Below are 22,597 nucleotides of genomic sequence, written 5' to 3' on the forward strand. Positions count from 1 at the left end.
CCCCGTCCGGGTCGATTCGTCAACACAGCCATGCTAACCACCCCCCTCCATGAACGCCCGCCTCTGCGCTCACGGCTTGGGCACAGCTTGGGAAGAACGGTGGAAGGTGCGGGGAAAGGGCAGGTAAGAGGCGGTTCGGTGAGGTCGGGAGCGGTCCGCCGACGGCCGGAAAACGTCGCCGTCGGCGCGGCCGATACCCTAGGGGCGTGACGTTCCCGGTAGTCGGCATGGTCGGCGGGGGGCAGCTCGCTCGTATGACACACGAGGCGGGCATCCCGCTCGGCATCAGGTTCAAGCTCCTCAGTGACACTCCCCAGGATTCCGCGGCGCAGGTCGTCGGTGATGTCGTCGTCGGCGACTACCGCGACCTCGACACGCTGCGTGCGTTCGCGCAGGGCTGTGACGTGATCACCTTCGATCACGAACACGTCCCCACCGAGCACCTGCGGGCCCTGGAGGCGGACGGCATCCCCGTCCGCCCCGGCCCGGACGCGCTCGTGCACGCCCAGGACAAGGGCGTCATGCGCGCGCGGCTCACACAGATCGGGGTGCCCTGCCCGCGGCACCGCATCGTGAGCGACGCGGCGGACGTGGCCGCCTTCGCGGCGGAGGGCGACGGTTTCCCCGTCGTCCTCAAGACCGTGCGCGGCGGCTACGACGGCAAGGGGGTGTGGGTCGTCGACGACGAGACCGAGGCCGCCGAGCCGTTCCGGGCCGGGGTGCCCGTCCTCGCCGAGGAGAAGGTCGACTACGTCCGCGAGCTGGCCGCCAACGTCGTGCGCTCCCCGCACGGGCAGGCCGTCGCCTACCCCGTCGTCGAGTCCCGGCAGGTCGACGGCGTCTGCGACACCGTCATCGCCCCCGCGCCCGGCCTCGACGAGACCCTCGCCCTCAAGGCCGAGGAACTGGCGCTGCGGATCGCCAAGGAACTCGACGTCGTCGGACACCTCGCCGTCGAGCTGTTCCAGACCCGCGACGGTCGCATCCTCGTCAACGAACTCGCGATGCGCCCCCACAACTCCGGCCACTGGTCGATGGACGGCGCGATCACCTCGCAGTTCGCCAACCACGTCCGCGCCGTCCTCGACCTGCCGCTCGGCGACCCGCGCCCCCGCGCGCCCTGGACGGTCATGGTCAACGTCCTCGGCGGCGACTTCCCCGACATGTACTCCGCGTACCTGCACTGCATGGCCCGCGACCCCCAGCTCAAGATCCACATGTACGGCAAGGACGTGAAACCCGGCCGCAAGGTGGGCCACGTCAACACCTACGGCGACGACCTGGACGACGTGCTGGAGCGCGCCCGCCACGCTGCCGGTTACCTGAGAGGCACGATCACCGAATGAGCCCCGCCCGCCCGTCGCCCGACCACCACCCCGCAACGAGCGCCGACGCGCGCCCCTTCCCCCTGGTGGGCATCGTCATGGGGTCGGACTCCGACTGGCCCGTCATGGAGGCCGCCGCTCAGGCGCTGGACGAGTTCGAGATCGGCTACGAGGTCGACGTCGTCTCCGCGCACCGGATGCCGCGCGAGATGGTCGGCTACGGCGAGCACGCGGCCGAACGCGGCCTCAAGGTGATCATCGCCGGCGCGGGCGGCGCCGCCCACCTGCCCGGCATGCTCGCCTCCGTCACCCCGCTGCCCGTCATCGGCGTGCCCGTCCCGCTGAAGTACCTCGACGGCATGGACTCCCTGCTGTCGATCGTGCAGATGCCGGCCGGCGTCCCCGTCGCCACCGTCTCCGTCGCCGGTGCCCGCAACGCCGGGCTGCTCGCCGCCCGCATCCTCGCCACCCACGACGAGGAACTCCAGCACCGGATGCGCGACTTCCAGCAGGAACTGAACGACCAGGCCACCGAGAAGGGCAAGCGCCTGCGCGCCAAGGTCGAGGGCGGCCGCGGCGGCTTCGGATTCGGGAAGTGACGGCGATGACCTCGCGCGAACAGGCCCGCGAGCTGCTGCGCGAGTTCCCGGTCGTCGACGGCCACAACGACCTGCCCTGGGCGCTGCGCGAGCAGGTCGCCTACGACCTCGACGCCCGGGACATCGCCACCCCGCAGGACGCCCACCTCCACACCGACCTGCTGCGGCTGCGGGCCGGCGGGGTCGGCGCCCAGTACTGGTCGGTGTACGTCCGCTCCGACCTGCCCGACCCGGTGCCCGCGACGCTGGAGCAGATCGACTGCGTGCGTGAGCTGATCGCCCGCTACCCGGCCGACCTGCGCGCCGCGCTCACCGCCGCCGACATGGAGGCCGCGCGGGCCGAGGGGCGCATCGCGTCGCTGATGGGCGCGGAGGGCGGTCACTCGATCGGCGAGTCCCTCGGCGTCCTGCGCGGGCTGTACGCCCTCGGCGTCCGCTACATGACCCTCACCCACAACGACAACGTCTCCTGGGCCGACTCCGCCACCGACGAGCCCAAGGTCGGCGGCCTCTCGCCGTTCGGCCACGAGGTCGTCCGCGAGATGAACCGGCTCGGCATGCTCGTCGACCTCTCGCATGTCGCGGCGACGACGATGAGGGCGGCGCTGGACACGTCGGTCGCGCCGGTGATCTTCTCGCACTCGTCGTCCCGCGCGGTCTGCGATCATCCGCGCAACATCCCTGACGACGTGCTGGAACGGCTGCCCGCCAACGGTGGCATGGCCATGGTCACCTTCGTGCCGAAGTTCGTCCTCCAGGCCGCCGTGGACTGGACGGCCGCCGCCGACGACAACATCCGTGCGCACGGGATGACGGCGTTCTCCGCCACGCCGGAGGCGATGGCCGTGCACCGGGCGTTCGAGGAACGGCACCCTCGTCCCGTCGCCACGGTCAGCACCGTCGCCGATCACCTCGACCACATGCGCGAGGTCGCGGGCGTCGATCACCTCGGCATCGGTGGGGACTTCGACGGCACGCCCTTCACCCCGGCCGGCCTCGACGACGTCTCCGGCTACCCGAACCTCATCGCCGAACTCCTCGACCGGGGCTGGTCCCGTGCCGACCTCGCCAAGCTCACCTGGCACAACGCGCTCCGCGTCCTGGACGCGGCGGAATCCGTATCCCGAGACGTAAGCGCAACCCGAGGCCCGTCCCACGCAACGCCACAACAACCCACCCTCACCTGACCCCTCCGCCCCGCCGGGGACAGACCACGCAGTTCCCCGCGCCCCCAGAAACAGGGCCTACGGCCACTGCACCCACCCCTGGTCATCTGCGGCCGGGTGGGGGCTGGTCGCGCAGTTCCCCGCGCCCCCAGAAGCAGGGCCTGCGGCCACTGCACCTATCCCGGTCACCTGCGGCCCGGCGGGGGCTGGCCGCGCAGTTCCCCGCGCCCCTGGGTGGGTGGGGGTGGGCGTGTGGGGTTGGTGCGCCCGTCTTCGGGGCGGCACTTCTCAGCACCGAGCCGGGCAGGCCTTTCAGGGGCGCGGGGAACTGCGCGCCAAGCCCCCACCGGCCCGCAGGTACGGGACTCCCTCGGCCACCCCGGCTTGTGGCTTTTAGGGGCGCGGGGAACTGCGCGCCAAGCCCCCACCGGCCCGCAGGTACGAGACTCCCTCGGCCACCCCCCCCCTCGGGGGCGCGGGGAACTGCGCGATCAGCCCCCACCGGGCCGCAGGTGGGAGACCCCCCTACGCCCCCCGCGTGGCCGGTCGGCAGAGGCAGAACGGGGCAGCCTCACGCTGGTCCAGTCCCGGGGTGCTCGATGCAGGTGTGCGGCGCCCGAGCGAAGATGCGCCGCTACCGAGCGAAGTAGCCGCCCGCCACAGCCGCGAGCCCCTCCCCACCGCTCCACGTCAAGTGACGTGCGCGACACCGTCGTTGGGGCAGGAGTTGGGCCGTCGTCCGGCGCGCGGGCGGCATCTGGGGCAGAATTGTGCACAGACGCCGGTTCGGCCGACTGAGCCTCGGCCGAACCGGCGTCGCCCGGCCGAGGGGGCGGGTCAGGCCGTCGGGCGGCCCATCGCGCGGTACGTCCAGCCGGCCTTGCGCCACACCTGCGGGTCCAGGGCGTTGCGCCCGTCCAGGATCACCCGGGCCGCCGCCACCGACCCCAGCGCCTCCGGGTCCAGCTCACGGAACTCCCGCCACTCCGTCAGATGCAGCACGACATCGGCGCCCCGTACCGCCTCCAGCGCGCTGTCCGCGTAGCCGAGGGTCGGGAAGAGACGGCGGGCGTTGGCCATGCCCTTCGGGTCGTACACCGTCACCTGGCCGCCCTGGAGGTGTATCTGCCCGGCGACGTTCAGCGCGGGGGAGTCCCGGACGTCGTCGGAGTCGGGCTTGAACGCGGCACCGAGCACCGCGACCCGGCGCCCCAGGAACGAACCGCCGCCCAGCGCCTGCCGGGCCAGCTCCACCATCTGACCGCGCTGACGCATGTTGATCGAGTCGATCTCGCGCAGGAACGTCAGCGCCTGGTCCGCGCCCAGTTCGCCCGCGCGGGCCATGAACGCCCGGATGTCCTTGGGCAGACAGCCGCCGCCGAAGCCGATGCCGGCCCGCAGGAACTTCCGGCCGATCCGGTCGTCGTACCCGATCGCCTCGGCCAGCTTGGCGACATCGCCGCCGGCCGCCTCGCACACCTCGGCCATCGCGTTGATGAAGGAGATCTTCGTGGCGAGGAAGGAGTTCGCGGAGGTCTTCACCAGCTCGGCGGTCGGGAAGTCCGTCACCACGAACGGCGTCCCGGCCGCGATCGGCGTCGCGTACACCTGCCGCAGCTGCCGCTCGGCCCGCTCGCTGCGCACGCCGGTCACGATCCGGTCCGGGTGCAGGGTGTCCTGGACGGCGAAGCCCTCGCGCAGGAACTCCGGGTTCCAGGCCAGCTCCGCGTCCTCGCCGACCGGCGCGTGCGCGGCGAGGTAGGAGGCGAGCCGGTCCGCCGAACCGACCGGCACCGTCGACTTGCCGACGACCAGCGCGGGCCGGGTCAGATGCGGGGCGAGGGAGGCGATCGCGGAGTCCACGTACGCCATGTCGGCCGCGTACTCGCCGTGCCGCTGCGGCGTGTTGACGCACACGAAGTGCACGTCGCCGAAGTCGGCCACCTCGGCGAAGTCCATGGTGAACCGCAGCCGCCCGCTGGAGCCCTCGATGCCGGCGACATGCCTGCGCAGCAGGTCCTCAAGTCCCGGCTCGTACATCGGGACCTCACCGCGCCGGAGCATGTCGATCTTCTCCGGCACGATGTCGAGCCCCAGGACCTCGAAGCCCAGCTCGGCCATGGCGGCGGCGTGCGTGGTGCCGAGATAGCCGGTGCCGATCACGGTGATCTTGAGGCTCATCGATGCTCCAGACGGGTACGTCGGCTGCTGCGGTGCCCGAGCATATCGGGGCGTGGGAACGGCTCTCGACGGGCACTTTTCCCGCTGTCGCGTAGCTCACGTACCACTCCCGTGAGCCGCCCTCTAAAATTTGAGTTACTTAACGGTAATTAGCAACGTGTCACCCCTCTCTTCACCATCGTCCTTGGAGCGTGAGAGACCTTGGCCGGATCGGCTGACTTCGACCTGTACCGCCCGTCCGAGGAGCACGACATGCTCCGCGACGCCGTCCGCGCGCTGGCGGAGGCGAAGATCGCGCCGTTCGCCGCGGCGGTGGACGAGGAGGCGCGTTTCCCGCGGGAGGCGCACGACGCCCTGGTGGCGAACGACCTGCACGCCGTGCACGTCCCCGAGGAGTACGGCGGCGGTGGCGCGGACGCGCTGGCCACGGTCATCGTCATCGAGGAGGTGGCCCGCGTCTGCGCCAGCTCCTCGCTGATCCCGGCGGTGAACAAGCTGGGCTCGCTGCCGGTCATCCTCTCCGGCTCCGAGGAGCTGAAGAAGCGCTATCTCGCGCCGCTGGCCAAGGGCGAGGGCATGTTCTCGTACTGCCTCTCCGAGCCCGACGCGGGGTCCGACGCGGCCGGCATGAAGACCAAGGCGGTCCGCGACGGCGACCACTACGTCCTCAACGGCGTGAAGCGCTGGATCACCAACGCGGGCGAGAGCCAGTACTACACGGTGATGGCGGTCACCGACCCGGCCAAGCGCTCCAAGGGCATCTCGGCGTTCGTCGTCGAGAAGTCGGACGAGGGCGTCTCCTTCGGCGCCCCCGAGAAGAAGCTCGGCATCAAGGGCTCCCCGACCCGCGAGGTCTACCTCGACAACGTCCGTATCCCCGCCGACCGCCTGATCGGCGCCGAGGGCACCGGATTCGCCACCGCGATGAAGACCCTGGACCACACCCGCATCACCATCGCCGCCCAGGCCCTCGGCATCGCCCAGGGCGCCCTCGACTACGCCAAGGGCTATGTCCAGGAACGCAAGCAGTTCGGCAAGCCGATCGCGGACTTCCAGGGCATCCAGTTCATGCTCGCCGACATGTCGATGAAGATCTCGGCGGCCCGCGCCCTCACCTACCAGGCCGCGGCGGCCTCCCAACGCGTCGACGCCGACCTCACCTACCTCGGAGCCGCGGCCAAGTGCTTCGCCTCGGACACGGCGATGGACGTCACCACCGACGCGGTCCAACTCCTCGGCGGCTACGGCTACACCCGCGACTACCCGGTGGAACGCATGATGCGCGACGCCAAAATCACCCAGATCTACGAGGGCACCAACCAGGTCCAAAGAATCGTCATGGCCCGAAACCTCCCGTAACCCCAAAACGGCCAACGCCCAGTGGAGCCGCACCATCAATACGCGGCTCCACAAAGCCGCCTTCTTGGGGGCGCGGGGCTGTATCGATCTGCGGCTCCGCCGCGCAGGCGCGCCCAGCCACGACGGCGCCGCACAGGCCCGACAACCGAACCCGGCACCCCCTGGTGCCCCCACGGCGCCGCACTCGCAACGAAAACCCGGGGCACCTGTCAACGCCCGCCCGGCAACGCCGTGTCTTAAGGGGCGCGGGGAACTGCGCGACCAGCCCCCACGGCGCCGCACAGGCCCGACAACCGAACCCGGCACCCCCTAATGCCCCCACGGCGCCGCACAGGCCCGACAACCGAACCCGGCACCCCAGGTGCCCCCCTGAACGCGTCGCCGATCTCATCGCCCCCCATCCAACCCCTCAGCAACCCTCCGCTCCCGCAACTCCAAGATCGCCCGCCGCCTGCCAAGGCGATGCGTACGCCGAATCTGCGCCTCCTGATACCGCCGCTCATCCCGCTCGGTCTCCGGAATCACCGCCGGCACAGGCCGAGGCCGCCCCTCCGCGTCCACGGCGGTGAAGACGAGATACGCGGAGCCGACCTGCGTCGCGGGCGTCGACTCGTTCCACCGTTCCGCGAGGACGCGAACCCCGACCTCCATGGAGGTCCGCCCCGTCCAGTTGACCTGGGCCATCACATGGACGAGGTCGCCGACCCTGACCGGCTCCAGGAACGCCATCTCGTCCATGGATGCGGTCACGGCGGGCCCGCCACTGTGCCGCCCGGCAACCGCGCCCGCCGCGTCGTCGACGAGCTTCATGATCACGCCCCCATGCACCGTCCCGAGCAGGTTCGTGTCCCCGTTGCCCATGATGTGACTGAGCGTGGTCCGGGACGCGGAGGTGGGCTTGCCGGGGATCTCCGGAGTGCCCCGGTCCGCGCCGGAGGCCTGATCTGTCATGGCCTCCACCTTATGCCGAACGGACATCCGGGGACTTTGTGTCGGCTTGGCAACAGCAGTGCCCTGATTTTCCGACGACCCTTGTAATGGCCCCGGGCGCTGCCTGCACACTGAGGCCATGAGTGATTGGCCCGAGGCAAGGTCCGACCGGAACCGCCGGAACAACCAGTACGGCGGCGGCAACGCGAACGCACAGCCGGAAGGCGCCCGCGTGATGCGCCAGGTACGCCGGCCCGCCTCGGGCGGCCAGGGCGGCGGCCCCCGCCCCACCGCACCGCCCTACGGCGGCGGAGTCCCGCAGCAGCAGGGGTACGTCGACGGCCAGGGGCACGGGAACACCGGCTACGACGACGGCTACAACACCGGCCACGTCTACGGCAGGCCCGGCGGCCACGGCCCCGGCGGCCCGGGTGGCCCGGCAGGACAGGGCCCCCGCCCGAACTGGCGTCGGCGCATCAAGTGGACGGCGATCACCCTCGTCACCGTGCTGGTCGTGACGACCGTCGGCACCTACTTCTGGGCCGACTCCAAGCTGCACCGCGACGTCGACCTCTCGAAGGTCATCGACCGCCCGGAGACCGGCGCCGGCACCAACTACCTGATCGTCGGCTCCGACAGCCGCGCGGGCCTGTCCGCCGAGGACAAGAAGAAGCTGCACACCGGGTCCGCCGAGGGCAAGCGCACCGACTCGATGATGATCCTGCACGTCGGAAGCAACGGCGACACCCTCGTCTCGCTGCCCCGTGACTCGGACGTCGAGATCCCGACCTACCAGGGCGCGGAGTCGGGCAAGACCTACCAGGGCACCGGCCGCCACACCAAGCTGAACGCGGCCTACGCCGAGGACGGCCCGACCCTCCTGGTCCGCACGATCGAGTTCAACACCGGCCTGCACATCGACCACTACGTGGAGATCGGCTTCGCCGGATTCGCGAACATCGTGGACGCGGTCGGCGGCGTCGACATCAAGATCGACCAGGCCTTCAAGGACAAGTACTCGGGCGCCGACTTCAAGGCGGGCGAGCAGACCCTCAACGGCGACCAGGCCCTCGCGTTCGTCCGCACCCGGCACGCGTTCGCCGCCTCCGACCTCCAGCGCACCAAGAACCAGCAGAAGTTCCTCTCCGCGCTGGCCCACCAGGTGGCGACCCCGTCGACGGTCCTGAACCCGTTCAAGCTGTACCCGACGATGAGCGCGGGCCTGGACTCGCTGACCGTCGACAAGGACATGTCGCTGTGGGACCTGGCGTCGATGTTCTGGGCGATGAAGGGCGTCAGCGGCGGCGACGGCACCTCCATGAACATGCCGATCTCCGGCTCCACCGGCGGCAACCTCGTCTGGGACAAGACCAAGGTCAAGACGCTGGTGAACGAACTGAACAACGACGAGAAGGTCACCGTCTCCAGCGAGTGACCGGCAGCGGGCGACCGACAGGCCCCGGCGGGTGACCGCCGGGGTCAGGCCTGCTTCCCGCACACCACCCGGTCACCGGTCGCCACCCCGAACTCACCGTCGTACGCCTCCTGGGCCCGCACCTTGCGCACCGGCCGGGCATCGGAACCGGCGGTCACCTTCAGGGTCGGGCCAAGGCCCGTGACCTGGCGCAGTTCGCTGCCGGGCAGCGCGGCCGCCAGCGACTTGGCGGACCGGTCCCAGCGCGGGTCGTAGGAGACGACCGTCCGCTCGACGGGCCGGCCGGGGGCGTCGGTCGGGGCGCCGGTGGTGCGGAACCCGGTCGCGGCCAGCTCCGCGTCCAGCCGCTTGCCGACCCCCTTGGTTCCGGTGCCGTTCTCCACCTGGACCTGGATGTCGCGGGGCGCCACCTCCACCGTCGTCACCTTGCTCGGCGGGCGGTGCACGGCGAGCGGCCGGTCCTCGCGCAGCGCCTGGAAGAGCTTGTCGGCCTTGGCGGTGTCCCACTTCAGGGTCGAGCCGATGCCCTTGACCTCGTACGCCATCTGCCCGATCGGCACGGTCGTGAACTCCGACGACGACGGCGAGAAGTTCCGCATCGCCCGCCCCAGATCGAGGAGTTGGTCGGTCCCGAAGCCCTGGTCGGCGCGGACCGAGCCGAGCACCGCCCGCGTCACGTCCCGGAACTTCAACGGGTTCAGCAGCACCCCCGAGGAGGTCGCCCGCTCGATCAGCGCGGCCAGGAAACGCTGCTGACGTTTCATCCGCCCGAGGTCCGAGGCGCCGTCGACATGCCGGGACCTGACGTACTGGAGCGCCTGGCCGCCCCCCAACGTGTGCGTGCCGGCCGGCAGATCGAGGCCGGTGTAGGAGTCCTTGAGGGGCTCGCTGGTGCAGATCCGGACGCCGCCGAGGACGTCGACGGTCCGCATGAAACTGGTGAAGTCGACCTCCAGATAGTGGTCGATCTTCACATGCGTCATGTCCTCGACCGTGCGCACGGTGAGGTTGGGGCCGCCCTCCGCGTACGCCGCGTTGATCTTGAGGGGGTGGCCCTTGTGCCGTTGCCCCGTCGTCTCGTCGGTGTGCGCGGGTGTCATCGCGTAGGAGTCGCGCGGCAGGCTCACCACGCTGGCCCGCTCCCGGTCCGCCGAGATGTGCACCATCATGATCGTGTCGGTGCAGTGGCAGGGCGCCCCGCCGAGCCGGTACTCCTGCCGCTCCCGCTCGCTGATCCGGTCGCGGCCGTCGGTGCCGACCAGCAGGACGTTCATGCCGTGCCCGGCGCTGGGGCGGTTCTTCATGTCCTTGAAGGGGTCGACCCGGGCGATGTCCGCGTCCAGGCTGGTGACGACCGCGTGTCCGATCCCGGCCGAGGCGAGCACGACGACGGAGAGCGCCGTCACCGCCCGCACGGCCCAGCGCGGCCGACCGCGCGGGGGCAGGGGACGCGGCGCCCGCGGCCGGGGCGGGCGGGGCGGCGCGGGCGGCTGCTGCGGGCGGCGCTGCGGGCGGGCCGGAGCGGCGGACCGAGGCGGCGTGGGCAAGGGGACACCTCCGGGCGACGGCCGAACGGGGAAGCCGTGAGCACCGTAGGCCCATACGATCTGCGGACCGCCGCACCCGCCCCCGTGGCGCGCACCCGTGTCCCCCGTTCGCGGTAACGTGACCGCCGCCGAACGCCCGCGCCGGGATGCGCTCCCCCTCGGCCTCTGCGACCATGCCCGCCCCGGGCTACCAGGTGTAGCCGGGGTTGACGTGCATGCACTGCGTGGCGTCGGACCCGTTGATGGCCTCGGCGGAGTCGGGCGTGGTGTCGTCGTCCCCGGCGGAAGCGGACGCCGAGGGTGACACCGGTACCGAGGCCGAGGGCGAGGCCGGAGCGGAAGGGGTGAGGGGCGTCGCCGACACGGTCGTCGGGGCGCTCTTCGGGTCCTTGCCGTCGAGGGCGATGTCCTCGCGGACGAGGCGGAAGAGCTGGTCGGCGTCGTGGGGGCGGGGGACGACACGGCCGCTGGCGGTCGTCGAGTACTCCCAGGGCATCGTCGTCATCGTGATGCGCTCGGTCGGGACCTTCCGCAGCTCCTCGCTCAGGGCGTACAGCTGGGCGACCGTGCCGAGACCGTCGTCGACCGTGAGGGCCTGGGTCGCGGTCTCGGCGAGGGTGCGCAGCTTGCCCGGGTTGCTGAGGGTGGCGTTGGCGCGCAACTCGCGGACCATGGCGTTCATGTACTGGTGCTGGGCCTTGGCGCGGGCGATGTCGGTGTTGTCCTCGAAGCCGTACCGGGTGCGCAGCCACTGGAGGGCCTGCACGCCCTTGACCGACGTGGTGCCCTCGGGGAGCTTCAGGCCGGAGCCGTGGCCGTCGGCGGACAGGGAGTGGATGTTGGCGTCCACGCAGACCGGGACGCCACCGACCGCGTCGGCCATCGACACCACCCCGGCGAAGTCGATCATCATGAAGTGGTCGATGTGGACGCCGGTGAGCTTCTCCCAGGTCGCCACCGTGCAGCCGGGACCGCCCCGGCCCAGGGAGTCGTTGGTGATGGTGCGGGTGAGCGCCGGGTAGACGGTGCCGGTGTCGGGGTCCGTGCACTCGGGGATGTCGACGAGGGTGTCGCGCGGCATGCTCACCGCCGACATGTTGGTGCGGTCCGCCGACAGGTGCAGCAGCATCTGCACATCGGCGCGCGGGGTGGTGTTGTACGTGTCGCGGGCACCGCCGAGTTTCTGGTTCTCCGCGGAGTTCCGCGCGTCGGACCCGATCAGCAGGATGTTCAACGGCGTCTGCCCGGCCGCGTTCGCCGTGACCGCGACGGCCCGGTCCCGGTGGGCGCCGATGTTCAGGGCGTCCTTGCGGATATTGCCGTTGAGATGCCGGTAGTAGAGGTAACCGGCGCCCGCCGAGCCGGATATCACCACCGCCAGCACCAGCGCCGACCAGCGCAACGCCCGCCGCCGACGCCGTCTGCCGCCCTCACCGGCGTCGTCGGACGACCGGCCCGCGTCCGACGGCGTCCCGTCGCCTCGCGGTGACGACGTGTCCTCGACCGCGGAAACCTCACCACGCACCGTCTGCGTCAACTCCGTGCCTCCCACCCCTGCGCCCGACTTGGCTCTCCCGTGCCAAGTCAGACGCACGAACCCCCCGAGGGGTTACCTGCGGATCAGGTAACGATGAGGTCAGAACCGGTAGGGCGCGTAGACGTCCATGCACTGCTTCGCGTCCGAGCCGTTGATGGCGTCCGCGTTGTCCGGAAGGTCACCGGCCTTCGGCGCGGACTCCTTCGGATACGCCGCCCCCGTACGCCAGTCGGCGCCGACGACGACGGTGACGGCGGAGACGTCCGTGGACCGCTTCACCGAGGAGAGCGGGATGCCGAGGGCCTCGGCGACCCGCTGGGCGTCACCCTCCAGCTCGGCGCTCGGGTAGCGCACCATGGTCTTCTCCTCGGTGAGCCCGGCGGTGCTGTCCTTCCCGGCCCGCGTGAACCCCTTGCCCACCAGCTCCTGCGCGATGGTGCCCGCGCGCCCGGTGACCGGGGCGAGCGACGCGGACCCGGTGGCGTTCTGCACGACGACCCCGATCGAACCGTCGTCCGCCGACGGCTCCTTCGACGCCTTCGCGGGCGCCGCCGACTGCTTCCCGCTCGTGGCCGTCCCCTGGTCGTCGAAGGGGACGTCGTCGCGGAGCATCGTCCACATCTTCTCGGCGCGGTCCCCGTCGGGCAGCAGATGGTCGTCGTCCTGCGGGTCGGCGACGGCCGGCATGGTCGTCATCGTGATGCGGTTCGTCGGCACGGTCTTGAGCTGCGTGCCGAGGTCGTACAGCTTCTTCACGGTGCCGATCTCCGAGGAGACCTTCAACGACTTCGTCGCCGCCTCCGCCAGGTCCATCAGCCGGCCCGAGTCGGTGAAGACGTTCTGCGCCTTGAGGATGCGGATCATCGAGTTGAGGTACATGTGCTGGGCGCGGGCCCGCAACGGGTCGCTGCCCCACGCGTGCCGGGTGCGCAGCCACTGCAACGCCTGCTCGCCCTTGACCTTCTTGGTGCCCGCCGTGAGCTTGAGGCCCGAACCGCCGGGCACGCCGGGCAGCGGGCGGTCCCACACGTTCTGGTTGACGCAGACGTCGACGCCGCCGATCGCGTCGGCCATCGACACCACCCCGGCGAAGTCGATCGTCATCCAGTGGTCGACATAGACGCCGGTGAGGTTCTCCCAGGTGGCGAGCGTGCACCCGGCGCCGCCCCGGGCCAGCGACTCGTTGATGATGCCGTTGGTCGCGGGATAAGTGTGGCCGGTGTCGGGGTCCTCGCACTGCGGTATGTCGACCCGGGTGTCGCGCGGGATGCTCACCACGGAGGCGCTGGTGCGGTCGGCGGAGAGATGGATCAGCATCTGCACATCGCCCAGCGGCGGGTTGCCCCGGCTCGCCTTGGAACCGCCGAGCCGGACATTGGCGTCGGAGTTCCGGCTGTCCGACCCGATCAGCAGAATGTTCAACGGCGTCTGCCCGGCCGCGTTCGCCCCGGCGCGGTGCGCCTTGGAGTCGCCGCTGCTGCGCTCGCCCTTCTGGATGTTGCCGTTGAGGTGCTCGTAGTAGAGGTACCCGGCCCCCGAGGTGGCCAGGATCAGCGCGGCCAGGCCGGTCGCCGACAGCCGCAGCACCCGGCGCCCGCGCCGAGGCCCGGCGCCGAGCGAACCGCCGCCCGCCGCACCGCCGTTGGGTGTGGGAACGGCGGTGCCCTTGGCCGTGCGGTCCCAGCGGCCGTCCGCCGCTCTGCCGGCCTTCCGGCCCCGGGCCTGCTGGCGCGCCCCGTCCCCGCGGACTCCGTTCGCTGCCATGTCACCGTCCTCCCCGTAAGCCGCCCCGGCGGCGCCCGGAGGGCGGCGGGACGGAAGGCATGCCGAGCGGCCACGCCGTTGCATGGATGAAAAACCTGCCGTGTGTCATGTCAGACGTACGGCAGGCCTTCGGGGATCACTGCGCAACCATTTCTTGGCAGACGACTTCGGGCGGTGTCCGGAGCGCTACTTCGCGCACTCGACCTTGTCCGCCGTGGTCTTCTCGACATCCGGGGCCTTGGTCGGCGCGGTGAGGGATTCCCCGGCGCCCTGGAAGTCCTTGCCGAGGGTGAGTGTCATCGCGGGCAGGCCCTGGGAGTTGGTGACGCTCTTGCCGGGCTTCATCGCGGAACCGGACAGACCCATCACGTCGGCCAGCTTGCGCGCCTGGTCGGCCTGGTCGGGGGCGTACTCCAGGGTCGTCTTGGCCAGCTCGGCGGGGGCGTTGCCGGCGTTCTCCGACTTGGTGATGTCCTCGTCGTTCTGGAGCCAGCTCAGGGTCTCCTGGGCGCTGCCCGCCTCGGCACCGCCGTTGAGGATGCGGACCCGGACCTCGGAGGCGGCGGACTTGGTCCCCTTGAGCTTGGCTGCCTGCGCGTCGCTCTTGGCCTTGGCCTGCTGCTTCTTGACGGCGGAGAAGGAGACGTCGTTCTGGATCGCCTTGAAGACCTCCGGCGCGGACGCCGCGAGCACCACCGTCGCCTTGACCTTCTCCGCCGGGTTGTCGATCACCGGGACCGTCGTGAACGTCAGGTTCTTGACGTTCAGCTTGCCCAACTCCAGGCCCAGGTCCTTGAGTTTGCTGATGTCGTCGAGCTGGGAGTCGACGGTGAGCGCCTTGGTGCCCGCCTCCGCCAACTTGATCATCTTGGTCGGGTCGGTGAGCGTGTCGTTCGACTTCAGCTTCCGCATCAGCGCGCTGAGGAACTGCTGCTGCAACGCGATCCGGCTCAGGTCGCCGCCGAACCCGACCGAGTGCCGGGTGCGCACGAAGGCGAGGGCGTTCTCGCCGGAGATGTGCTGCATCCCCTTCTTCAGGTTGAGGTGCGAGTCGGCGTCGTTGATGTCCTTGCCGAGGCACACGTCGACCCCGCCGACCGCCGACGTCAGCGTCTTGACGGCGTTGAAGTCGGCGACCATGAAGTTGTCCGGCGTGACGCCGGTCAGCTCCTCGACCGTGCGCATGGTGCAGCTCGGGGTGCGGTCGTCCTGGCCGAGGCTGGTGTTGAAACGGACGTCGCTGTCGCCCGGGATGACCTTCGTGGAGCCGTCGGCCTGTGTGGTCGGGCAGTCCGGGACGTCCACGATCAGGTCGCGCGGGATGCTCAACGCGGTCGCGTTCGAACGGTCCTTGGAGACATGCAGCAGGATCGTGGTGTCCGCGTGGCCGACGCTGCCGGAGTCGCCGTAGCCCTCGTTGCCGGAGCCGGTGCGCTTGTCGGTGCCGATCAGCAGGATGTTGATGGCCTTGTCCTTGCTGAAGCCACCGGTGCCCGCGCCGTCGTCGGAGACGGCCGTGATGTTGTCGTTGAGGTGCTCGATGTAGAGGTAGCCGCCGACGGCCGCGACCACCAGGACCAGCGCCATGGAACCGCCGGTCCACAGCAGGACCTTCTTCGCCTTCGACTTCTTCGCCGGACGCCGGCCCCGCCGGTTCGACACCTCCGCCGGTGGCGCCCCGCCCCGCCGACGCGGTGAGGGAACGTCACGGCCCGTCGCCCGCCCGGGACTTGAGGCCCGCCCCGCGCTCGCCGACCGCCCGGCCGCGTCACCCTTGGCGCGCGAAGCGGACCGACGTGGTCCGGGGACCGGTGACTGCGGAGTGGAGGGAGTCAGTCGCAGTTCGTATTCACCGGTGTTCGGGTTGAGTACCCACTGGTCTGCGGGGTCGATGTTGTCCGCCCGCCCACGGCCTTGCGCGTCCACGGTTTACCGAATCCTCCGTCTGGGCCACGCGGCGCCTTCCCCTTCATCGGCGCTCGGATCGTCTCGGTGTCGCAGTGCTCGACCCGAGAAGGGACCCAAGCGGCCGGGTGCACCGGATCGGCTCACAGTATCCGGCCAGTTCGGCGCGGAGCGACGCCGGTGGGAAATTAGTCAGCCCTACAACTGGGCAATCCACCCATTTCCTTGGACTTTTTCCCGGCGAGTCTTCACCGACTTGGCGATCGCTTTACTTACAGGAGTCCTCGGCGGCGGTGTTCCCGCGAAAAGTAGGCGCGGCCGAAACGCGGGAAGAGGCCCCACCCCCCGCCTCCCCCTCCCGCTTCCCGTCACTCTCCCCACCCGAGTCATCACCGTCCGATTTCATATCCGAATCCGGATCGGACTTCTCGGAGGATTCCGCAATGCCCTGTGGCGCTTTCTTCGCGACGGTCACCGGGGCGTCCCGGCGCAACTGCTCGAACGGCTTCCGCGCCTCGGACTCCATGAGTTGGTCACGGTTGGAGTCGTAGCGGTACGACTCCCTCGGGACGGTCAGGAACTGCACCTGTTCGGTGGGGATGTCGCGCAGGCCCCGGACGAGTGCGTACAACCCACGCAGATGCGCCAGCCCCGGATCGTGGTGAGCGACGAGGTCGCCGCGTCCAGCACCGGGTACAGCTTCACCGGGTTGAACAGCGCACCGTTGCTCTGCGCCTTGGTCACCAACGCGCCCAGGAACCGCTGTTGGCGCTCCATCCGGTCGGTGTCGCTGCCATCGCCGAGCGACGTGCGGGCGCGCACGTACCCGAGCGCCTGCTCGCCGGTCAACGTCACCTTCCCCGCCGGCAGCCGCAGCCTGGCGGCCTTGTCGTGGATCGGCTCGGACAGACAGAGCCGGACGCCGTCTCCTTGAAGCCGTGGAAGTCGACGACCACATGATGGTCGACCCGCACGCCCGTCAGCTTCTCGACGGTCCGGATCGTGCACGCCGAGCCGCCGCGCTGAAAGGCATGGTTGAACATCGAGAACATCGAGAACACCGAGTCGGCGGTAGTCCCGTCGCCCCGCCGGCAGGCAGGCACGTCCACCATGAGATCCCGCGGCAACGACACCGCGGTGGCCCGCTGCCGCCCCGCCGACAGATGCAGCAGGATCGTGGTGTCCGACCGCTCGGTCCCGGAGTCCCGCCCGTACCGCCCGTTGCCGTCCCCGGAACGCGAGTCCGACCCGATCAGCAGAACGTTCTGAGCCCCCTTGACCAGCGCCCCGGGCCGCTCTTCCTCATACCGAGCCAACTCCCGACCGGCCACCTCATCAGCGCCGATGTTCCCATCCAGCGTCAAACAAACCCCCCACCCCAAACCCACCGAGACCGCCGCCGCCGGGCAAGCGCGGAGATGCTGGGCTGGGCGGGTGAGGGGGCGCGGGGAGGGGCGTTGGGCGAGGGGGCGGGCGGGGCCTTGTGGAGGGGCGCGGGGGTCACGCAGGCGTTTTTAGGGGCGCGGGGAACTGCGCGCCCAGCCCCCACGGCCCCGCACCCGGCATGCAACCGTCACCACCCGAGCGGGGCGCCCGCAGCAGCGCGGGGCTCATGCCGGAGGTCGTCGGGGCCACGCCGCTGTTTTTTAGGGGCGCGGGGAACTGCGCGCCCAGCCCCCACCGCCCCGCACCCGACATACGACCGTCACCGCCGCACAACAGAAACCCGCTCACTCCCCACCCGAGTGGCCAACGCCCCCTCACTCAACAACTCAAGGTGCCGACACAACACCACAGACCCCCCACCGACCAGCGGCGTATACAACCCCACCGCCAACCCGTCCCACGTGTCATACCCGAGCCCCGACAAAACCCGAGCCCCCACTCCAGAACCCCCCACTCCAGAACCCTCCGCCCCTGCTCCCGTTCCGGACACGGAGTCAGAACCCCCCGCCCGCGCCCGCGCCCCCGTCCCGGACGCGGAGTCAGAACCGCCCGCCAGCGAAACCACCTCACCCCCGGTGAACTCCCGCCCGCCCACGACCAACGCCACCTCCCCGGGATCGACCGGCGAGAACGGCGCGAACCGATCCCCCTGCCCCGGCACCTCGACGGCATAGTCGACAAACCCGTCGGGAACCTGCGGGAACCGCCCACCGAGCGGCCGCAGCGCAAGAGCGACCCGCTCCCCCCGGCACGCCCGCGCCGCCTCCAACGTGTCAGGCCCACTGACGACGACATCGGCCGCCGCAGGATTCCCGCCGACATCGGCCACCGCCCCCACCGACGCGCACGCGAGCAACCACACCGCCGTCTGCCAGTGCGCGGGCAGCAACACGGCGACCCGGTCACCGGGCTCGACGGCAAGGTCCCCCTGGAGAAGGTTCGCGGTCTTGGCCACCCAATTGGCGAAGGTGGCCACGGACAATTCCACGCGCTCGCCGGTGGCGTCGTCGTAGAAGGTCACCAGGGGACGTCCGGGGTCCGCGCCAAGCGCGGAACGCAGCAGGTCGGCAGGGGTGCGATCGGTGGCGTTCACCCACGCAAGGGTACGCGCCGCGAGGCCCGCGCACCGGGCCGCGGGCCACCGGTTCGGGGGAACGGACCCGACGCCCCGTCAATTCCCGTATGGACATATATGTCTGACTCTGTTCAAGATCAGGGGCATGCGTGGACTCCTTGCTTCCTCGATCGGCGTCACCTGCGCGGTCGCCCTGGCCCTTCCGCTGACCCCGCCCGCGACCGCGGCACCCGCGACGAGAACGGCCCTCACCGCACCCGCGACGAGAACGGCGCCCGCGCCGAGCACGCCCCCGGCGTCGAGCGGACCGCCCACCACGCGAGCGGTGGACCCACCCGAACTACCCGGCAGCACCCAGTCCCTCCCCCTGACCCCGCTCACCAGGGACCGCGACCGCACCACGGACCGCGACCGCACCACCGGAAGTGACCGCACCCTCGCCCCCACCGCCGACCAGGGCGTGACCCGCCGCGAGGTGGCCCACTTCTCGATGGTCGGCGTGGTCTGGGACGACCAGGACGCCACCCTGCACGGCCGGGTCCAGGTCCGCGCCCGCGCGACGAACACCGGCGTCTGGTCCGGCTGGCAGGACCTGGAGACGCACAACGACGATGCACCCGACCCCAGTTCGACCGAACACACGTCGGACCAGGTCCGAGGCGCGACGGCCCCGCTGTGGGTCGGCGACTCCAACGCCGTCGAGGCCCGCGTCCGCGCCGACCGCACCGACCGCACGGAGGAGACGGCCCGCGGCACCCGCACCGTCGAGACCGCGACCCCCCTCCCCCCGGGCCTGCACCTGGAACTGATCGACCCGGGCAAGGCCCCGCCCACCCCGCCCCTTTCGGACGCCCGCGCGGCCCCCGCACCGCAAGCGGCCCAACCGGCACGACCGGCACGACCGGCCGAGTCGGCGGAATCGAGGGGGTCAACCGAATCGACGGGGTCGGTCGAGTCGGCGGAGGCGACGCAGACCGCCGTGGCCAACGCGGACCTGGCCCTGCCGGGCGCCACCGAGATCGCGGCCCTCACCCACGCGGAGACGGAACGCGAACTGCTGACCCTGCGCGGCAAGCAGTTGACGGACGCCCAGCGGGTGAAGCCGTACATCGGCGACCGCCCCCGCATCGTCACCCGGCGCGGCTGGGGCGCGGACGAACGGCTGCGCGAACGCCGGTTCGTGTACACGGGGAAGGTCAAGGCGGCGTTCGTGCACCATTCGGCGACCGGCAACGGATACACCTGCGCGCAGTCGCCGTCCGTCATCCGGGGCATCTACCGCTACCACGTCAAGAGCCTGCGCTGGCGCGACATCGGCTACAACTTCCTGATCGACAAGTGCGGCAGCATCTACGAGGGCCGGGCCGGGGGAGTGGCGAAGGCGGTCCTCGGCGCCCACACCCTGGGCTTCAACACGAACAGCATGGGCATCGCCGTTCTCGGAAGTTTCGGCACCGCCAAACCGTCCGCCGCCGCGTTGAAGGCGATCTCCCGGCTCACGGCGTGGAAACTCGGTCTCTACGGCGCCAATCCGCGTGGAAAGACATATCTCAAGTCCGGCGGTGGCAATCTCTACCGAAAAGGAAAGAACGTACGACTCAACGTGATCTCCGGGCACCGTGACGGCTTCGCCACCGAGTGCCCCGGCCGGCAGCTCTACGGCAAACTCGGCACCACCCGCGCAACGGCGGCCCGCTACCAGGGCCGCTGACGGCCGGACCGGACCCGGGGGTCGCCTGCTGCATACACTGGCCGGTCGAAAGACAGTTCGGCCGGTCCCGTCAGGAAGCAGAGACGACAGGTGACAGAAGCGATCCTCCTGGTCGGTGGCAAGGGCACCCGGCTGCGCCCGCTGACGGTGCACACCCCCAAGCCCATGGTCCGCGCGGCCGGGGTGCCGTTCCTCACGCACCAGCTGGCGAGGGCGAGAGCGGCGGGCGTCGAGCACATCGTCCTCGCCACCTCGTACCTCGCCGAGGTGTTCGAACCGCACTTCGGCGACGGCTCCTCGCTCGGCCTGCACCTTGAGTACGTCACGGAGGAGGAACCCCTCGGCACCGGCGGCGCCATCCGCAACGTGGCCTCCCGCCTGCACTCGGGCCCCGACGACCCGGTCCTGATCTTCAACGGCGACATCCTCACCGGCCTCGACATCCGACGGCTCGTCGACACCCACGAGTCGACCGGCGCGGATGTGTCGCTGCACCTGACGAAGGTGACGGACCCGCGCGCGTACGGCCTGGTCCCGACGGACGAGACGGGCCGGGTCCTGGCCTTCCTGGAGAAGCCGCAGACGCCGCAGGAGATCGTCACCGACCAGATCAACGCGGGCGCGTACGTGTTCCGCAGATCGGTGATCGACACGATCCCGACCGGCCGCCCGGTCTCGGTGGAACGGGAGACCTTCCCCGGCCTCCTCGCCGCGGGCGCCCACCTCCAGGGCATGGTCGACTCGACGTACTGGCTCGACCTGGGCACCCCGGCCGCGTTCGTGCGGGGCTCGGCGGACCTGGTCCTGGGCCGGGCGCCGTCCCCTGCGGTCCCCGGCCGCTGCGGCGACCGCCTCGTCCTGCCGACGGCCACGGTGGCCCCCGACGCGAAACTGACCGGCGGCACGGTGGTCGGCGAGGGCGCGTTCGTGGCCGAGGGCGCCCGCGTCTTCGGCTCGACGATCCTCCCCGGCGCCGTCATCGGCCCCGGCGCCGTCGTCACCGACTCCCTCATCGGCACCCGCGCCCGAGTCGGCCAACGTTCCATCCTCACCAACACCGTCATCGGTGACGACGCCATCATCGGCGACGACAACGAACTCCGAGAAGGAATGCGCGTCTGGTGCAACGCCCAGATCCCCCCGGGAGCGGTCAGATTCTCCTCGGATCAGTAGCCCACGGCACTAGCCAGCGGGGGCTCCCTCTGGGGGAGCCCGAAGCCCTGACCTTTTGGAGCCCCGGTGAGGGCACTTCCAGCCCGTCCGGCGCTTGAGGACGAGGCCGTCCAGGCCGAAAGGGGGGTCCGGGGGCGCAGCCCCCGGGTCTTGTACCCGAGCCCATCGACGCAGGCCAGCCGCTCCAGCCTGTCCGGCGCTTGAGGACGAGGCCGTCCAGGCCGAAGGGGGGTCTGGGGGCACAGCCCCCAGGGTCCTGTACCCAGCCAGGCAACGCAGGCCACCAAAAACAGCCCGTCCGGCGTTTGAGGACGAGGCCCGTTCAGGGCCGAAGGGGGGTCTGGGGGCACCGCCCCCAGAGGGCCGGGCTCACCGGGCCGCCCTCACAACGCCCCGATGTCCCACCGCCGCATACGCGGCGCCCGCCTCCCCACCCCCGCCCCACCGACCATCACCAACCGAGCCACCCGATGCCGCTGCCCGGCATAAGGCTCAAGCAACTCCAACATCACCGCATCATCCGCGTCCCGGTCCCCCGCAAGCGCCCACCCCACGATCCCCGGCAGATGCAGATCCCCCACGGTCACGGCATCAGCCGCCCCATGACTGCGCTGCACGGTCTCCGCAGACGTCCAGGGCCCGATCCCCGGCACGACCTCCCACCGCGCCCGAGCGTCCTCGGAGTCCATCCGCACCGCTTCCTCAAGCCGGGAGGCGACCCGCACGGCCCGCAGGATCGTGGACGCCCGCTTGTCGTCGACGCCGGCCCGGTGCCATTCCCAGGAGGGGATCAACGCCCAGCTCCGAGGCGCCGGCATGACCCACATCCGCCCGCCCGCCGCAGGCCCGGGCGCCGGTTCCCCGAACTTCCGTACGAGCAACCGCCACGCCCGATACGCCTCGTCGGTGGTGACCTTCTGTTCAAGGACGGACGGGATCAACGACTCCAGCACGAGCCCGGTCCGCGTCAGCCGCAACCCGGGATGCCGATGCCAGGCATGCGCCACGACCCGATGCCGGGGCACGAAGGCACCGGGATCGTCGCAGCCCCCGAGCAGCTCGGGGAGTTGATCGAGCAGCCACTCCCGCCCGGCCCCCCAGGCCTCGCCGCGCACGACACCCTCACCGGCGGCGACGGTGACACGCAGGGTGCCGGGCCCGGCGGGCGTCAGACTGGCCCGCCACACGGCCCCGTCTGGCGTGGCCCGGAAGGTGGGATCACCGGGCCCGCGCCGCAACGGCCCGAGCACCAGCCCCAGATCGACCGGCCCCTCCGGCACCACGGTCCGCACCCGCCCCGCGAGGTCCCCGCCCTGCCGGGGCACACCGGCAGCCCCGCCGCGCACGGACGTACGGGCGGCCCGAGGAGCGAATCGACCAGCCACAAGAAAACCTCAAGATCAAAAACGATGCCCCGACGGACACCGCCATCAAGGCCGAAGCC

15 protein-coding genes and 1 pseudogene are annotated in these 22,597 nt (G+C 70.8%); 7 read left to right on the forward strand and 9 right to left on the reverse strand.

From position 1 onward, the window contains the following. Positions 1-206 precede the first annotated feature (206 nt). The 3 genes from ACIQOU_RS22460 to ACIQOU_RS22470 all read left to right on the forward strand — a co-directional run bounded on the left by ACIQOU_RS22460 (position 207) and on the right by ACIQOU_RS22470 (position 3,111). Entirely contained in the window at positions 207-1,346 is a 1,140-nt protein-coding gene (locus tag ACIQOU_RS22460) for a 5-(carboxyamino)imidazole ribonucleotide synthase (protein WP_401538560.1), read from the forward strand. A gap of 77 nt (positions 1,347-1,423) precedes the next feature. Then, entirely contained in the window at positions 1,424-1,924 is a 501-nt protein-coding gene (purE, locus tag ACIQOU_RS22465; protein ID WP_401538608.1) for a 5-(carboxyamino)imidazole ribonucleotide mutase, read from the forward strand. Positions 1,925-1,929: 5 nt separating this feature from the next. After that, positions 1,930-3,111 carry a dipeptidase gene (locus ACIQOU_RS22470; RefSeq protein ID WP_401538561.1) on the forward strand — a complete coding sequence of 394 codons (1,182 nt, stop codon included), beginning with the start codon at positions 1,930-1,932 and terminating at the stop codon, positions 3,109-3,111. A gap of 816 nt (positions 3,112-3,927) precedes the next feature. On the opposite strand, the gene ACIQOU_RS22475 is transcribed toward ACIQOU_RS22470, so the two are convergent. Continuing rightward, a complete protein-coding gene (locus ACIQOU_RS22475; RefSeq protein ID WP_401538562.1) occupies positions 3,928-5,271 on the reverse strand; it encodes a UDP-glucose dehydrogenase family protein in 1,344 nt (447 codons plus the stop codon). A gap of 201 nt (positions 5,272-5,472) precedes the next feature. Between ACIQOU_RS22475 and ACIQOU_RS22480 the strand changes: the two genes are divergently transcribed. Continuing rightward, positions 5,473-6,630 (forward strand): acyl-CoA dehydrogenase family protein, encoded by a 1,158-nt coding sequence (locus ACIQOU_RS22480; RefSeq protein ID WP_401538563.1) that lies wholly within the window; start codon positions 5,473-5,475, stop codon positions 6,628-6,630. A 387-nt stretch (positions 6,631-7,017) separates the two neighbouring features. Here the strand turns inward: ACIQOU_RS22480 and ACIQOU_RS22485 are convergent, their stop codons facing one another. After that, a complete protein-coding gene (locus tag ACIQOU_RS22485) occupies positions 7,018-7,581 on the reverse strand; it encodes an acyl-CoA thioesterase (RefSeq protein ID WP_401538564.1) in 564 nt (187 codons plus the stop codon). A gap of 118 nt (positions 7,582-7,699) precedes the next feature. Here ACIQOU_RS22485 and ACIQOU_RS22490 point away from each other — a divergent pair, with 118 nt between their 5' ends. After that, positions 7,700-8,995 (forward strand): LCP family protein, encoded by a 1,296-nt coding sequence (locus tag ACIQOU_RS22490; protein ID WP_401538565.1) that lies wholly within the window; start codon positions 7,700-7,702, stop codon positions 8,993-8,995. Between the two features lie 44 nt (positions 8,996-9,039). On the opposite strand, the gene ACIQOU_RS22495 is transcribed toward ACIQOU_RS22490, so the two are convergent. The 6 genes and pseudogenes from ACIQOU_RS22495 to ACIQOU_RS22520 all read right to left on the reverse strand — a co-directional run bounded on the left by ACIQOU_RS22495 (position 9,040) and on the right by ACIQOU_RS22520 (position 18,287). Continuing rightward, a complete protein-coding gene (locus ACIQOU_RS22495; protein ID WP_401538566.1) occupies positions 9,040-10,542 on the reverse strand; it encodes an LCP family protein in 1,503 nt (500 codons plus the stop codon). Positions 10,543-10,729: 187 nt separating this feature from the next. After that, the gene (locus ACIQOU_RS22500) at positions 10,730-12,067 is read right to left on the reverse strand and encodes an LCP family protein (protein WP_401538567.1); all 1,338 of its coding nucleotides are present in this window, start codon (positions 12,065-12,067) and stop codon (positions 10,730-10,732) included. Between the two features lie 111 nt (positions 12,068-12,178). Beyond that, entirely contained in the window at positions 12,179-13,843 is a 1,665-nt protein-coding gene (locus ACIQOU_RS22505; protein ID WP_401538568.1) for an LCP family protein, read from the reverse strand. 186 nt (positions 13,844-14,029) lie between these two features. Next, complete coding sequence (locus ACIQOU_RS22510) at positions 14,030-15,769, reverse strand: LCP family protein (protein ID WP_401538569.1); 1,740 nt, start codon at positions 15,767-15,769, stop codon at positions 14,030-14,032. 247 nt (positions 15,770-16,016) lie between these two features. After that, a pseudogene (locus ACIQOU_RS22515) lies at positions 16,017-17,136 on the reverse strand (LCP family protein). 317 nt (positions 17,137-17,453) lie between these two features. Beyond that, the gene (locus ACIQOU_RS22520; protein ID WP_401538570.1) at positions 17,454-18,287 is read right to left on the reverse strand and encodes a TIGR03089 family protein; all 834 of its coding nucleotides are present in this window, start codon (positions 18,285-18,287) and stop codon (positions 17,454-17,456) included. Between the two features lie 127 nt (positions 18,288-18,414). Here ACIQOU_RS22520 and ACIQOU_RS22525 point away from each other — a divergent pair, with 127 nt between their 5' ends. Together ACIQOU_RS22525 and ACIQOU_RS22530 are read left to right on the forward strand one after the other, a co-directional pair. Beyond that, positions 18,415-19,980 carry a peptidoglycan recognition protein gene (locus ACIQOU_RS22525; RefSeq protein ID WP_401538571.1) on the forward strand — a complete coding sequence of 522 codons (1,566 nt, stop codon included), beginning with the start codon at positions 18,415-18,417 and terminating at the stop codon, positions 19,978-19,980. A 90-nt stretch (positions 19,981-20,070) separates the two neighbouring features. Next, on the forward strand, positions 20,071-21,153 hold the full coding sequence (locus tag ACIQOU_RS22530; RefSeq protein ID WP_401538572.1) for a sugar phosphate nucleotidyltransferase: 1,083 nt from the start codon (positions 20,071-20,073) through the stop codon (positions 21,151-21,153). 383 nt (positions 21,154-21,536) lie between these two features. Here ACIQOU_RS22530 and ACIQOU_RS22535 read toward each other — a convergent pair whose 3' ends face one another. Beyond that, positions 21,537-22,538 carry a DNA-3-methyladenine glycosylase family protein gene (locus ACIQOU_RS22535; protein WP_401538573.1) on the reverse strand — a complete coding sequence of 334 codons (1,002 nt, stop codon included), beginning with the start codon at positions 22,536-22,538 and terminating at the stop codon, positions 21,537-21,539. Positions 22,539-22,597: the final 59 nt, after the last annotated feature.

Source organism: Streptomyces sp. NPDC091279 (assembly GCF_044757465.1).
In the GTDB taxonomy this organism is placed as follows: domain Bacteria; phylum Actinomycetota; class Actinomycetes; order Streptomycetales; family Streptomycetaceae; genus Streptomyces.

Excerpts from the sequence above, each read along its gene's own strand:
- ACIQOU_RS22475 (WP_401538562.1), bottom strand. The coding sequence starts at position 5,271 with ATGAGCCTCAAGATCACCGTGATCGGCACCGGCTATCTCGGCACCACG.
- ACIQOU_RS22505 (WP_401538568.1), bottom strand. The coding sequence starts at position 13,843 with ATGGCAGCGAACGGAGTCCGCGGGGACGGGGCGCGCCAGCAGGCCCGG.
- purE (WP_401538608.1), top strand. The coding sequence starts at position 1,424 with ATGGGGTCGGACTCCGACTGGCCCGTCATGGAGGCCGCCGCTCAGGCG.
- ACIQOU_RS22490 (WP_401538565.1), top strand. The coding sequence starts at position 7,700 with ATGAGTGATTGGCCCGAGGCAAGGTCCGACCGGAACCGCCGGAACAAC.
- ACIQOU_RS22525 (WP_401538571.1), top strand. The coding sequence starts at position 18,415 with ATGCGTGGACTCCTTGCTTCCTCGATCGGCGTCACCTGCGCGGTCGCC.
- ACIQOU_RS22485 (WP_401538564.1), bottom strand. The coding sequence starts at position 7,581 with ATGACAGATCAGGCCTCCGGCGCGGACCGGGGCACTCCGGAGATCCCC.
- ACIQOU_RS22470 (WP_401538561.1), top strand. The coding sequence starts at position 1,930 with ATGACCTCGCGCGAACAGGCCCGCGAGCTGCTGCGCGAGTTCCCGGTC.